This window comes from Modestobacter sp. URMC 112, assembly GCF_053502575.1.
The window spans coordinates 908,496-922,486 of the sequence record NZ_CP199957.1 but is presented as its reverse complement, the minus strand read 5'-3'; the positions used below and the strand labels follow the sequence as shown (position 1 = coordinate 922,486).

The 13,991-nt window shown below is 74.7% G+C and carries 9 protein-coding genes; 4 read left to right on the top strand and 5 right to left on the bottom strand.

Annotated features, from left to right (window positions below):
- Window positions 1-43: 43 nt before the first annotated feature.
- Window positions 44-862 carry a biotin--[acetyl-CoA-carboxylase] ligase gene (locus ACWIX6_RS04470; protein ID WP_448615638.1) on the bottom strand — a complete coding sequence of 273 codons (819 nt, stop codon included), beginning with the start codon at window positions 860-862 and terminating at the stop codon, window positions 44-46.
- A 171-nt stretch (window positions 863-1,033) separates the two neighbouring features.
- Between ACWIX6_RS04470 and ACWIX6_RS04465 the strand changes: the two genes are divergently transcribed.
- Genes ACWIX6_RS04465 through ACWIX6_RS04455 form a run of 3 tightly spaced genes read left to right on the top strand, consistent with a single transcriptional unit; the run spans window position 1,034 to window position 3,479 of the window.
- Window positions 1,034-2,662 carry an acyl-CoA carboxylase subunit beta gene (locus ACWIX6_RS04465; RefSeq protein WP_448615637.1) on the top strand — a complete coding sequence of 543 codons (1,629 nt, stop codon included), beginning with the start codon at window positions 1,034-1,036 and terminating at the stop codon, window positions 2,660-2,662.
- Window positions 2,659-2,874: an acyl-CoA carboxylase subunit epsilon gene (locus ACWIX6_RS04460; RefSeq protein ID WP_448615636.1), complete on the top strand. Its 216-nt coding sequence runs from the start codon at window positions 2,659-2,661 to the stop codon at window positions 2,872-2,874. The genes ACWIX6_RS04465 and ACWIX6_RS04460 overlap by 4 nt, the downstream gene beginning before the upstream one ends.
- Window positions 2,871-3,479: a Maf family protein gene (locus ACWIX6_RS04455; protein WP_448615635.1), complete on the top strand. Its 609-nt coding sequence runs from the start codon at window positions 2,871-2,873 to the stop codon at window positions 3,477-3,479. The genes ACWIX6_RS04460 and ACWIX6_RS04455 overlap by 4 nt, the downstream gene beginning before the upstream one ends.
- A 21-nt stretch (window positions 3,480-3,500) precedes the next feature.
- Here ACWIX6_RS04455 and ACWIX6_RS04450 read toward each other — a convergent pair whose 3' ends face one another.
- Window positions 3,501-4,223, bottom strand: coding sequence for a class I SAM-dependent methyltransferase (locus ACWIX6_RS04450; RefSeq protein WP_448615634.1), 723 nt, complete (start codon window positions 4,221-4,223; stop codon window positions 3,501-3,503).
- A gap of 148 nt (window positions 4,224-4,371) precedes the next feature.
- Here ACWIX6_RS04450 and ACWIX6_RS04445 point away from each other — a divergent pair, with 148 nt between their 5' ends.
- Entirely contained in the window at window positions 4,372-6,129 is a 1,758-nt protein-coding gene (locus ACWIX6_RS04445) for an acetyl/propionyl/methylcrotonyl-CoA carboxylase subunit alpha (RefSeq protein ID WP_448615633.1), read from the top strand.
- A gap of 15 nt (window positions 6,130-6,144) precedes the next feature.
- Here ACWIX6_RS04445 and ACWIX6_RS04440 read toward each other — a convergent pair whose 3' ends face one another.
- The 3 genes from ACWIX6_RS04440 to ACWIX6_RS04430 all read right to left on the bottom strand — a co-directional run bounded on the left by ACWIX6_RS04440 (window position 6,145) and on the right by ACWIX6_RS04430 (window position 13,943).
- On the bottom strand, window positions 6,145-8,922 hold the full coding sequence (locus tag ACWIX6_RS04440) for a zinc-dependent metalloprotease family protein (RefSeq protein ID WP_448615632.1): 2,778 nt from the start codon (window positions 8,920-8,922) through the stop codon (window positions 6,145-6,147).
- A gap of 128 nt (window positions 8,923-9,050) precedes the next feature.
- Window positions 9,051-12,440 (bottom strand): S8 family serine peptidase, encoded by a 3,390-nt coding sequence (locus ACWIX6_RS04435; RefSeq protein WP_448615631.1) that lies wholly within the window; start codon window positions 12,438-12,440, stop codon window positions 9,051-9,053.
- Between the two features lie 93 nt (window positions 12,441-12,533).
- The gene (locus tag ACWIX6_RS04430; RefSeq protein WP_448615630.1) at window positions 12,534-13,943 is read right to left on the bottom strand and encodes an NAD(P)H-quinone dehydrogenase; all 1,410 of its coding nucleotides are present in this window, start codon (window positions 13,941-13,943) and stop codon (window positions 12,534-12,536) included.
- Between the last annotated feature and the right edge of the window lie 48 nt (window positions 13,944-13,991).

Sequence of the window (13,991 nt, the reverse complement as noted above, 5' to 3'; positions counted from 1 at the left end):
CACGCATCTCCGGCCGGGGCGTGCGCCGGGTGGGGCAGGCGGGTCAGGAGGTGCGCCGTACGTGCCGCACGTCCCCGGAGGCCAGCGCCACCGGGCCGGCGGGGCCGCGGACCAGCAGCCGGCCGTCCCAGTCCACGGACTCGGCGACGCCCTCGAGGGTGGAGCCGTCGGGCAGGGTCACCGTGACCGTCGTCCCGACCGTGGAGCACCAGGCCAGGTAGTCCTGCGCCAGCCCCGAGGCGACCGGGTCGCCGAGCACCTCCACCCAGCGCCGGTACCGCCGCTCGACGCCGCGGAGGAAGGCGACCAGGACCGCCTGCCGGTCGACGTCGGCGCCGCGGGCCAGGGCCAGCGACGTCCCGGTGTCGGGCAGCTCGGCGGCCGTCGTCGACACGTTGAGCCCGACGCCGACCACCACGGCCCGGCCGGAGCTCTCGGCCAGGATGCCGGCGAGCTTGGCCCCGTCCGGGGCGAGCAGGTCGTTGGGCCACTTCAGCGACGCCCGGACGCCCGCGACCTCGGCGACGGCCTCGCCGAGGGCCACCCCCACCAGAAGGGACAGCCACGCCCGGCGGGCGGCGGGGACGTCGGGACGCAGCAGCAGCGAGACGGTGATGCCGGCGCGCGGCGGGGACGTCCAGGCCCGGTCCAGCCGTCCGCGGCCGGCCTCCTGGTGCTCGGCGACCAGCACGGTGCCCTCGGGGGCGTCCCCGGCCGCCGCCGCGACCAGCGCGGCGTTCGTGGACCCGATCCGCTCGACGACCTCGACCGACCGCCACAGCCCGCCGCCGACGAGCGCGGCGGTGAGCGCGGCGCCGTCCAGCGGCGGCCGTCCGGGTGCTGGGGAGCCGCTGTCGGTCACGTCACTACGCTACGGACCCGTGAGCGAGCATCGCAGCGAGCGCAGGAGCCGACAGGTCGCGAGCATCGCAGCGAGCGCCAGCGAGCGAGGAGCGGAACGACCGCGGAGGCGACCTGTGATGCAGCGAGCGAGGAGCGGAACGAACCTCCGAGCGGAGCGAGGCATGACGCCGTGAGCGCTGCCGAGCTGGAGGACGCCGGGGAGCACGTGCCCGGCGACGTCGACGTCCACACGACCGCCGGGAAGCTGGCCGACTTCGAGCGCCGCGCGGAGGAGGCCACCCACGCCGGGTCCGCGCGCGCGGTGGAGAAGCAGCACGCTGCCGGGAAGATGACGGCCCGGGAGCGGATCGAGGCGCTGCTGGACCCGGGCTCGTTCACCGAGCTCGACGAGTTCGCCCGGCACCGCTCGACCAACTTCGGGATGGACGCCAAGCGGCCCTTCGGGGACGGCGTGGTCACCGGGTACGGCACCGTCGACGGCCGCCCGGTCTGCGTCTTCTCCCAGGACGTCACCGTGTTCGGCGGCAGCCTCGGCGAGGTGTACGGCGAGAAGATCGTCAAGGTGCTCGACCTCGCCGTCCGCAACGGCTGCCCGGTCATCGGCATCAACGAGGGCGGCGGCGCGCGGATCCAGGAGGGCGTGGTCTCCCTCGGTCTGTACGCCGAGATCTTCCGGCGCAACGTGCACGCCTCCGGCGTCGTCCCGCAGATCTCCCTGGTGATGGGCGCCGCGGCCGGCGGGCACGTCTACTCCCCCGCGCTCACCGACTTCATCGTGATGGTCGACAAGACCAGCCAGATGTTCATCACCGGCCCGGACGTGGTGAAGACGGTGACCGGCGAGGACGTCACCCTCGAGGAGCTCGGCGGCGCACGCACCCACAACACCAAGTCCGGGGTGGCGCACTACCTGGCCGCCGACGAGGCGGACGCGCTGGACTACGTCAAGGCGCTGCTGGCCCACCTGCCCAGCAACAACCTCGACCCGCTGCCGGTGGTGGAGGTGCCCCCGGTCGACATCGCGCTGCCCGAGGCCGTCACCGACGACGACCTGGAACTGGACACCTTCATCCCCGACTCCCCCAACACCCCCTACGACATGCACACCGTCGTGGAGCACGTGCTGGACGACGGGGAGTTCCTCGAGGTCCAGGAGCTGTGGGCGCCCAACATCCTGGTCGGCTTCGGCCGGGTCGAGGGCCGGCCGGTGGGGGTGGTGGCCAACCAGCCGACCCAGTTCGCCGGCACGCTGGACATCGACGCCAGCGAGAAGGCGGCCCGCTTCGTGCGCACCTGCGACGCCTTCAACATCCCGGTGCTCACCTTCGTCGACGTCCCCGGGTTCCTGCCGGGCACCTCCCAGGAGTGGGACGGCATCATCCGGCGCGGCGCGAAGCTGATCTACGCCTACGCCGAGGCCACCGTCCCGAAGATCACCGTGATCACCCGCAAGGCGTACGGCGGGGCCTACGACGTCATGGGCTCCAAGCACCTGGGCGCCGACGTGAACCTGGCCTGGCCCACCGCCCAGATCGCGGTGATCGGCGCCCAGGGCGCGGTGGGCATCCTCTACCGCAAGGAGCTCGCCGCCGCCGAGGACCCCGAGGCCAAGCGGGCCGAGCTGGTCACCGAGTACGAGGACACCCTGGCCAACCCCTACGTCGCCGCCGACCGGGGCTACGTCGACGCGGTGATCCGGCCCTCGCACACCCGGATCCAGGTCGTCCGGGCGCTGCGGCTGCTGGCGAACAAGCGCCAGACGCTGCCGCCCAAGAAGCACGGGAACATCCCCCTGTGAGCGAGGCGCAGACCCCCCTGCTGCGGGTCGTGAAGGGCGAGCCGAGCCCGGAGGAGCTGGCTGCGCTGACCGTCGTCGTCGCGGCGCTGTCCCGGCGCCGTCCCCGTCGGCGGCCCACCCCGGTGGGCGGCTGGGCGTCCCCGGCGCACCGGGTCCGCCGGCCGCTGCAGGCCGGTCCGGGCGGCTGGCGCGCGGCGGGGTGGTCCGCGTGACCGTCGACCGGCGGCTGGTGCTGGCCTCGGCCTCCCCGGCGCGACTGCAGCTGCTGCGGCAGGCGGGGCTGGCCCCCGAGGTGGTGGTCAGCGGCGTCGACGAGTCCACGGTGACCTCGCCGCGGGTGGGCGAGCTGGTCGCGTTGCTGGCCTCGGCCAAGGCGCAGGCCGTGGCCCGGCGCGAGACCGACGCGCTCGTCGTCGCGGCGGACTCGGTGCTGGAGTTCCGCGGTGAGGTGATGGGCAAGCCGGCCGACGCGGCGGACGCCCGCACCCGCTGGCAGCGGATGGCCGGGCGCAGCGGCACGCTGCACACCGGCCAGGCGGTCTTCGACGTCCGCGGCGGCACGATCGCCGCCCGGGACGTGGGCGTCACGTCCACCGTCGTCCACTTCGCCTCGCCCAGCCGGGCGGAGGTCGAGGCCTATCTGGCCACCGGCGAGCCGCTCGCGGTGGCCGGCGCCTTCACCCTGGACGGGCTGGGAGCGCCGTTCGTCCGGCGCATCGAGGGCGACCCGTCGTCGGTCATCGGCCTGTCGCTGCCGCTGCTGCGCACCCAGTTCCTGGCCCTGGGGCTGACCATCACCGACCTCTGGCGGCGCTGAGCCCCCCGGCCGCCGCCGGGCTCAGCGCAGCTGCAGGTCCAGCACGACCGCGCCGGCCACCGGCCGGAGGCGCTCGAACCGGAGCTCGACCCGCTCCGCCCAGGCCGGCAGCTGCGTCACCCCGCTGGGGTACAGGTACATGTTGTGCCGGCCGACCAGCTCCCAGCCGCCCCGCCGGGCCCGGCGCAGGAAGTCGCGGGCGTTGAAGGTCCGCTCCCCCGCGGTGGCCACGTGGTAGACCCAGACGTAGGGGTGCACCCGGTTGGGCTCCATGGCCCGCCAGCGCGCGCCCGGCACGGCCGCCCGCGCCACCTCCCGCACCACCTGGTCGGTGTCGGTCACGTGGTGCAGTGCGTCGACGCTGATCACCAGTCCCACCGACTCCGGCTCCACCACCGAGGACAGCGTCTCGCCCGTCGCCGCCTCGAACCGCACGTTGCCGGTCCCGGCCGCGGCCGCCTTGCCCCGGGCGAACTCGACGTAGTTGGCCAGCGGCTCGACCCCGATGAACTGCCGGTCCGGTCGCCGGGCCGCCAGGTTCCGCAGCAGGGTGCCCGTGCCGCAGCCGATCTCCAGCACGGTCCCCGGGACCGCGTCGACGACGTCGGTGAAGTAGTCGGCCCGCCGCCGGGCCATGTGCCCGGCCGCTCGGAGCTCGTCGTAGGCCTCCGGGAACTCGTCGAAGGCGGCGTTGTAGGGCTGCGCCACCACGGCGTCGGCCGGGGTGTCACGGTCGTCGGGCATCCGGGAACTGTAGGGCAGCCCGCTCCCCGGGCGACCGGTCCCCGCCTCGCTCCCCCCGTTCTGGGGACGTCCCGGGTCGCCCGCCCCGCCCGGACCGCCGCCCGCCGCGCTGGCTACAGTCCGCTCTGGTCGACGGACGGAGACACCAGTGGAGAAGGTCCTCATCGCCAACCGCGGCGAGATCGCGGTGCGCGTGGCCCGCGCCTGCACGGACGCCGGCCTCACCAGCGTGGCCGTGTACGCCGAGCCCGACCGGGACGCGCTGCACGTCCGGGTCGCCGACGAGGCGTTCGCCCTCGGCGGGACGACGCCCGGCGACTCCTACCTGGTCATCGACAAGATCCTGGACGCCGCCCGGAAGTCCGGGGCCGACGCCGTCCACCCCGGGTACGGCTTCCTCTCCGAGAACGCCGAGTTCGCCGCCGCCGTCATCGACGCCGGGCTGACCTGGATCGGGCCCTCGCCGCAGGCCATCATCGACCTCGGCGACAAGGTCGCCGCCCGGCACATCGCGACCAAGGCCGGGGCGCCGCTGGTGCCGGGCACCAAGGACCCGGTCGCCGACGCCGCCGAGGTCGTCGCCTTCGCCGAGGAACACGGCCTGCCGGTGGCCATCAAGGCCGCGTTCGGCGGCGGCGGCCGGGGCCTGAAGGTGGCCCGCACCCTCGAGGAGATCCCCGAGCTGTTCGACTCGGCGGTCCGCGAGGCGGTCTCCGCCTTCGGCCGCGGGGAGTGCTTCGTCGAACGGTTCCTCGACCAGCCGCGGCACGTCGAGGCTCAGGTGCTGGCCGACACCCACGGCAACGTGATCGTGGTCGGCACCCGCGACTGCTCGCTGCAGCGCCGCAACCAGAAGCTGGTCGAGGAGGCGCCCGCCCCGTTCCTCACCGACGAGCAGCGCGAGCGGATCCACTTCTCGGCGAAGGCCATCTGCCTGGCCGCGGGCTACGTGGGCGCCGGCACGGTCGAGTACCTGGTCGGCGCCGACGGCTCGATCTCCTTCCTGGAGGTCAACACCCGGCTGCAGGTCGAGCACCCGGTCAGCGAGGAGACCGCCGGCATCGACCTGGTCCGCCAGCAGTTCCGGATCGCCGACGGCCACCCGCTGGAGATCACCGAGGACCCGGTGCCCCGCGGGCACAGCATCGAGTTCCGGATCAACGCCGAGGACGCCGGCCGCAACTTCATGCCGGCGCCCGGACCGGTGACCCGGCTGGAGATCCCGCAGGGTCCCGGCGTCCGCTGGGACTCCGGCGTCGAGACCGGCGGCGAGGTCGTCGGCGCGTTCGACTCCATGCTGGCCAAGCTGATCGTCACCGGCGCCACCCGCACCGAGGCGCTGCAGCGCGCCCGCCGTGCCCTGGACGAGCTGGTCGTGGAGGGCATGCCGACCGTGGTGCCCTTCCACCGCGCCGTCGTCCGCGACCCGGCGTTCACCGCCGAGCCGTTCAGCGTGCACACCCGGTGGATCGAGACCGGGTGGGACAACCAGGTGCCGCCGTACACGGCCGCTCCTGTCGAGGCCGAGGACGACGAGCCACGTCAGACCGTGGTCGTCGAGGTCGGCGGCCGCCGGCTGGAGGTGTCGCTGCCGGCCGGCCTGGCCGTCGGCGGCGGAGCGCCCGCGGCGGGCGGCGCCAAGCCGCGCAGCCGGGGCGGCCGCAGCGGCGGCGGGTCGGGCGCCTCCGGCGACAGCCTCACCTCGCCGATGCAGGGAACGATCGTCAAGGTCGCGGTTCAGGACGGCGCGACCGTCGCCGCCGGCGACCTGGTCCTCGTGCTCGAGGCGATGAAGATGGAGCAGCCGATCACCGCGCACAAGGCCGGCACCGTCTCCGGGCTGTCGGCGGAGGTGGGCGCCACCGTCACCAGCGGCGCCGTGCTCTGCACGATCGCCGACGGCTGAGCCGGCACGGCTCGGTCAGGTCCCCCAGAGGTACCGGCCATCGGCCCGGTGGATCGCCAGGTGCCCGTCGTCCCGGATGACGGCGTAGGCGCCCGGGTTCCCCCAGGTGCGGCTGCTCCACACGGCGCCACCGTCGCGCGTGTAGACGACCAGATTGCCGTCGGTCTGCATGACGACCCGTTCACCAGAGGCGTTGTAGTCCTCCGTGTTCGAATGCCACTTGGGCGTTCCATCTGCGACGGAGAAGACCTGGAGATCCTGGTTGTACAGGCTGAGACTCCATCGGCCGTTCGCTGACACGAGCCGCTGCCCCTCGATCAGCTCCTGGCCCGGGCGGAGCCGGTCAGGGGTGTCCCAGCCGGTCGACCACAGCGGCACCCGGTCGCCGCGCCACAGCACCAGGTCCCCGTTGTCCTGCATCACCAACTGGACACCCCAGGCGCCCCAGGTGCGGGTGTCCCAGACCGGCCGGCCGTCCCTGCCGTAGGTGACCAGGTTGCCGTCGGTCTGCAAGAGGGTCCAGCCGTTGGTGACGTACCGGTTGCTGGCCCACAGCACCCGGCCGTCGGCGGCGGCGTACACGACCAGGTTGCCGTCGGACTGCGCCTTCGCCCGGTACCGCCCGTTGGCCGACACCAACTGCTGGTCGCGCTCGAGCACCTGGCCGGGACGCAGCCGGTCGGGGGTGTCCCAACCGGTCGACCACAGCGGCACCCGGTCACCACGCCAGAGCACCAGGTCCCCGTTGTCCTGCATCACCAGCTGCGCGCCCCACGCGCCCCAGGTCCGGGTGTCCCAGACCGGCCGGCCGTCCCTGCCGTAGGTCACCAGGTTGCCGTCGGTCTGTAGGACGGTCCATGCGTTCGCGGCGTACCGGTTGCTGGCCCACAGCACCCGGCCGTCGGCGGCGTACACCACGAGGTTGCCGTCGGCCTGCGCCACCGCCCGGTACCGCCCGTTGGCCGACACCAGCTGCTGGTTCCCCTCCAGCACCTGCCCGGGGCGGAGCCGGTCGGGGGTGTCCCAGCCGGTCGACCACACCGCGACGCCGTCGGCGCGCCAGAGCACCAGGTCGCCGTTGTCCTGCATCACCAGCCGGACGGCCCCGCGCCCCGCCGTCCGGGACTCCCAGATGCGGCGCCCGTCGGTGGCGAGCGAGACCAGGTTGCCGTCGCGTTGCAGCACCAGACGGGCACCTGGGGCATGGCGCCCGCTGGCCCACAGCACCCGGCCGTCGGAGGAGTACACCACCAGGTTGCCGTCGGCCTGAGCTGCCGCCCGGTAGCGGCGGTCGCGCGAGATCAGGCTCTGGCCGGCGGCGAGTTGCTGGTCGGGGAGCAGTTCCACGGCGGCGTCGGCGCTGTACGCGCCGGCCCGGGTGACCACGCGGACCGTCGCGCTGCCGTCGACGGCCTGGACGGTGACCGTGAAGTCCCCGCCGGCCACCGGGACCGGCGTCCCGACCGGCAGGGCGACCCGGATGTCGTCGTCCCAGCCCGAGGGCGGGGACGGGGTCCCGTCCAGCAGCAGCGAGGTGTCCGGCTGCTCCGCCCCCCGGCGCAGCAGCACGCCGGTGTCGAAGGCGGGTGTGTCGTCGTACGGGGAGGTCAACCAGGTGTCCTGGCCCACCGCCTGGCGGTTCTCCAGCCAGTAGACCGTGCCGTCGGTACCGGTCAGCGAGATCGCCCGCGTCCCACCGGCGGCGGCGGCCGGCGCGAGAGTGTGGACGGCCGTCGCGCTGGTCGCGGTGAGGGCGACCCGCTCCGCGGCCGGGAGCAGGCCGAGCCGTGCCGCGTGTGGCGGGTTCAAGCTGCCGACGTACCTCCAGGAGGTGCCCATGACGTCGTACCAGTCGTCGTAGCGGACGACCCGGCACGTGCCGGCCTCCACCACCCGGTCGCACTGCTTCGCCGAGGCGTGGCCCAGGCCGAAGTTGTGTCCCAGCTCGTGGGCGACGACGTTGCCCATCGTCTCCGGACTGATCCAGAAGTTGCTGACGTACAGCCGTCCGCCGCTGCCCAGGGACGTCCCGATCTCGGCCAGGCCGGCGGCGCACCCCGGGGAGGAGTCGGGGAGGTGGACGAGGAGGTGCTTGCCCGGCCCGGCCGTCCAGCCGACGGAGGCCGCGGCCTGCGTCATCAGCCCGAAGGGGTCGGAGCAGTCGGCCGTCATCGGTGTGGTTCGCCGGTCCTCAGCGGCGGTGACCCCGATGCGCACCCTGCCGTCGCTCTGCCCGGCCCAGAACGCGGCGACGGGTCCGTCCACCAGGTCCACGACGCCGTCGAGCCAGCTGTGGTCGCCCACGCCCCCTGCCGGCACCACCATGACGACGGTGACCTCGTGGGTCAGGGCACCGGCGGCAGCCGTCGGTGCCGCCGGCGCGGCGGGAGCGGCCTGTACGACCGCTGCCTCCAGCACCTCGCGCGCCGGGTCCAGCCCGGCCTCGGCGGACGCCTCGTCCTCGACCTCGTCCCCGACGGTCACCTCGACCGTGGCACCCACCGAGGCTCGGGCGACGTCCTCGATCGACTCGGTGGGGATGCGGACGGCCTCGCCGTCCGGCGTCTCCACCCAGGTCAGCGGGCCCTCGTCGGCGTGCTCGGCGGCCGCGGCCGGGTCCTGGTGCTCCGGCCAGGCCTGGACGAGCTCACCGACGACGGTGTCCCCGGCCGCCACGTCTGCCGGCTCCTCGGCGCGGGCGGCGTCCGGGAGCGCCAACTGACCCGCGGAGAGGACGACCACGGCCGCCAGCAGCAGGGACCGCGCGGTCAGCGGTCGTCGGGCAGCGCGCACGCTCAACTCCAGGGCAGAGGGGGGACCGCCCTGAGCATCGGCAGCGGACCCCCGAGACGGGGGCACCCACGGGCGCGACACCCGGCGGGCGACCCCTCCCGTCCCGCGGGCCCCACGGCCCGGGCCGGCTACCGGGAGACCCGGACCCCGGTCCCGGCGGTCCAGCTCGCCGTCCCGCCCTGGAAGGCCTGGGTGCAGGACGTCGTCGACGAGCAGGTCATCCGGGACGTCGGGTAGCCCAGCTTCCCGGTCTCCCAGCCCTGCGCCGCCCAGGCGTCCCGGATCGGGCCGGAGAGGGCGAAGGCGCCGGTGGTCGGCGACCAGTAGACGGTGGCGTTGCGGAACCCCTGGTAGCACCCGCTCGACCGGAGCCCGCAGACCTCCTCGGTGACCGGGTAGCCGACGGCCCCGAACTCCCAGCCCTCGGCCGCCCACCGGTCACGGATGGCGCCCCACACCCGGCGGGCTCCGCCCGTCGCGCTGGAGAAGATCGACCCGACCTGGAAGTGCTGGAAGCAGCCGTTGTCGGCCAGGCCGCAGACGGTGTCGGTGACCGGGTAGCCCATCGGCCCGCCCTCCCAGCCCTGGTCGGCCCAGCGCCCGGCGACGACCCCGCTGACCGTGTGCGCGCCGCTGGCGGCCGACCAGTAGACGGTGCCGCGCTGGTAGCCCTGGTAGCAGCCACCGGAACGCAGTCCGCAGATCTCCTCGGTGGTCGGGTAGCCGAGCGCACCGCTCTGCGCTCCCCCGGCGACGTAGTGCCCGGCGATGGCCCCCCAGACCGCGCGCGCGGCGGTGGAGGCGCTGGCGTAGACACGCGCCGACTGGAAGGTCTGCGCGCACCCGCCGTCGGGCAGGCCGCAGACGGTGTCGGTGAGCGGGTAGCCCATCGGGCCGGACTCCCAGCCCTGGGCGGCCCAGCGCGCGGCGACGGCGCCGCTGACCAGGTGCGCCCCGCTGGCCGCCGACCAGTACGCCGTGCCCTGCGAGAAGCCGCGGTAGCAGCCGCCGTCCCGGAGCCCGCAGATCTCCGCGCCGGTCGGCGCCCCCCACGGCCCGACGTCCCCGCCGGTGGCCTGGTGCGCGACGGTGATGGCGCTGGGCGCCCGGGGCGTGGCCGCGGCGCTCGCCGCGCTGGCCGGTCCGGTGCCGGCCACGTTGGCGGCGGTCACCCGGAACACGTAGCTGGTGCCGTTCTGCAGTCCGGTCACCGTGGCGGTGGTGGCGCCGGTGGTCGTGGCCGTGGCCGTGCCCGGGGACGCCGTCACCGTGTAGGCGGTGACCGGGCTGCCGTTGTCCGGCGCGGCCGACCAGGACACCACCGCGCGGCCGTTGCCGGCCACCGCCGTCACCGCGGTCGGGGCTCCCGGCACGCTCACCGGCGCGACCGGGGTCACCGCCGGGCTGGCGGAACTGGCCGGGCCGGTCCCCACGGCGTTCGCCGCGGTGACCGTGAACGTGTACGCGGTGCCGTTGACGAGGCCGGGGACGGTGGCGGTGGTCCCGGTGGTCGTCACCGACGCCCCGCCGGGGGACGCGGTCACCCGGTACTCCGCGACCGGGCTGCCGTTGGCGGGTGCGGCCGTCCAGGACACGGTCGCCTGCCGGTCCCCCGCCACCGCGGAGACGCCGGTGGGCGCGCCGGGGACGGCGGCGACCGGGGAGGTCACGCTCACCCGGGCGGTCGGACCCGCCTGGCCCCACGCGTCCACCACGGCGACGTCGTAGCTGCGCTGCCCGCCCGCCGGCGGGGCCGGGAGGGCGGATCCGGCGGTCTGCGGGGTGTCCACCACGGTCCCGCCGACGCTGACCCGGTAGGTGTAGGCGGTGCCGAGGTCGTCCCAGGTCAGCAGGGTCTGGTCACCGTCGACCCGGCCGGCCAGGCCGGTGGGCGGCGTGACGGGTGCCGGCGGCCGGCCCGACCCGGCGACCACGGCGTTGGACGCGGCCGAGGTGCGGCCCAGGGCGTCCACGGCCCGCAGTTGCCAGCGGGTCTCCTGCGTCGGCATCGGACCGATCTGCAGCGACAGCGTCCGCGGGGTGCTGGACGGCGTCCAGGAGACCGCCCCGATGCTCACCCCGTCCCGGATGATCCCGTATTTCGGCGCCACAGCGCCGGCGACCGAGACCGAGAGGTTGACGACGGCGCTCGTGCTGGTGCCGGAGATGCTGGCCGAGTGCAGGGTGGGGACGCCGGGCGCCGTGGGGCCGACGGTGGCCAGGACGGGCCGGCTGCGGTCGCCGTTGCTCGGCTGGACGTCGACCGCGACCTGGTTGCCGTCGGTCAGCCCGGTCACCCGTGCGTTCGTGCCCGTCACGGTGGCGCGCACAGTGCCGTCGACCCGGACCGTGTACCCGGTGGCCCCGGCGACCGGCGCCCAGGAGACGTCGAGGGTCTGCGGGGAGGTCGTGACGGTGGGTGCGGCGGCCGTGCGGTCGGAAGCGGCGAGGGCAGTGGGGACGCCGAGGCGGCCGGCGCCCCAGGCGCGGTCCCAGGCTGCACTGTCCACGCCGGCCTGCAGCGCGGCCTGCACCTCCTCGGTGGTGATGCCGGGCCGGCTGCTGCGCAGCAGCGCAACGGCGCCGGCGACCGCAGGGCCGGAGAAGGACGTTCCCGTGCCGTTGCCGTAGCCGTCGCCGGGCATGGGCATCAGCACGCCGTCCCCGACGGTGGAGACGTCGACCTGCCAGCCGTGCACCGCCCAGTCGGCGGGCGCGCCGTCGGGCGCGGTGGCGGAGACGGCGATGACGCCGCTGTTGGCCGCGGGGTACATCACCGGGTTGCCGTCGAGCCCGCTGTTGCCAGCCGAGGCGACGACCGAGATGTTCTTGCCCAGGGCGTACTGGATCGCCCCGAGGGTGACGTCGCTGTACCCGGCGCCGGACAGCGACATGTTGATGACGTCGGCGCCGTGGTCGACCGCCCACAGGATCCCTCGGGCGACCGAGCCGGAGCTGCAGCCGGCGTCGTTGCACACCCGGACCGGCATCACCCGGGCGTCGGGGGCCATCCCGGCCGAGCCGAGGCCGTTGTCCGCCCGGGCGGCGATCACCCCGGCGACGCCCAGCCCGTGCCAGCCGTCGACCGCACCCCCGGCGATGTCGGTGCCCGGCACCACCGCGCCGGCCAGGTCCTCGTGCGTCAGGTCCACGGCGGTGTCGAGCACGGCGACGACCTGGCCGGCTCCGCGGGTCCGCGGCCACACGTCCCGGACGTGGCTGACGGCGCCCGGGTCGTCCGCGTCCCAGTACGGGTCGGGCTGCCCGTCGACCTGGTACACGACCTGCGGGCTGGCGGCGACGACCTCCGGGGCGTCCTCCAGGTCCGCCGCCGTCGCCTCGGCACCCGCGGCCGGGACCGTGACCGTCTCGACCACGTACTCGCCGTCGACGACCTTGAGGACGTCGACGACGGTCTGCGGCTCCTCCGCCGAGGCAGCGGGGACCGCGAGGACGGGGACGACGGTGGCTGCGGCCAGGGCGATGGCCAGCCCGCGCAGGGACGGTCGACACGACATGGTCCAGGGATCGGCACGGGTCGCCCGGTCCTGGAGCGCCGGCGCGGGTGCACGGCCGGGATCCCACCCGCGAGGGTGGCTCCCGGCCCCGGGTCAGCTGTGCTCGTCCTCGATGCCCATCAGCCGGCGGCCGGCCTCGGTGATCGAACCCGACAGCGACGGGTAGATCGCGAAGGTCTGCGCCAGGTCCCCGGCGGTGAGCCCCTTGGTGACCGCGAGCGCGATCGGGAGGATCAGCTCGGAGGCCCCGGGAGCGACCACGACACCGCCGACGACGACGTCCGTGGAGCGGCGGGCGAACAGCTTGATGAAGCCGTCGTGCAGGTCGCCCATCTTGGCCCGCGCGTTGGTGGCCAGCGGCAGCCGGACCACCTCCATGTCGGCGTCCTCGGTCAGCGACTTCTCCTGCACCCCGACCGTGGCGATCTCCGGGTGGGTGAAGACGTTGGCGGCGACGGTCTTGAGCCGGATGGGCGCGACCGCCTCCCCCAGCGCGTGCCACATCGCGATCCGGCCCTGCATCGCCGCGACGGAGGCGAGCTGGAAGACCCCGGTCACGTCGCCGGCGGCGTAGATGCCCGGGACCGTCGTCCGGGAGACCCGGTCGACGACGATGTGGCCCGCCTTGGTGACCTCGATGCCGCAGGCGTCGAGGTTCAGGCCCTCGGTGTTGGGGACCGTGCCGACGGTCATCAGGGCGTGCGAGCCCTCGACGACGCGGCCGTCGGTCAGCTCGACCCGGACGCCCTTCTCGGTGCGCAGCACCTTCTCGGCCCGGCCTCGCTCGGCGATCCGGCCGCCACGGGACTGGAAGACCTGCTCGACGACGGCGGCGGCGTCGGCGTCCTCACCGGGCAGCACCTGGTCGCGCGAGGAGACCAGGGTGACCGGGACGCCGGCCTCCAGGTAGCCGGAGGCGAACTCGGCGCCGGTGACCCCGGACCCGACGACGACGAGGTGCTCGGGCATGTCCTCGAGGTCGTAGACGTCGCGCCAGGACAGGATCCGCTCGCCGTCCGGCTCCGCGCCGGGCAGCACGCGCGGGTCGGCGCCGGTCGCCAGCAGGACGACGTCGCCCTCCAGCTCCTCGAACACGTCGCCGTCCGGGTCGAGCACCTGCACCGAGTGCGCCGCCATGCCCCGGACCTCGTCGGAGAGCCGGCCCTGGCCGGCGATCAGCCGGACGCCCTCGGACTGCAGGCGGGCGTGGATGTCGGCGGACTGCGCGACCGCCAGGCCCTTGATCCGGTGGTTCACCGCGGCCAGGTCCAGGCCGACGGTGGCCAGGTCGGTGCCGCGCAGCCCGAGCACGGTGGAGTCGCGGACGGAGGTCATGGCGCCCGCCGAGGCGATGAAGGTCTTCGACGGGACGCAGTCGGTGAGGACGCTCGCGCCCCCGATGCCGTCCCGCTCCACCACGGTGACCTCGGCACCGAGTTGGGCGGCGACGAGGGCGGCCTCGTAGCCGGCCGGGCCGCCGCCGATGATCACGATGCGGGTCATGAGGGTCCCTCTGCTGTCCGTGGGGCGTTCTGGCCCCATCCTCCCCGT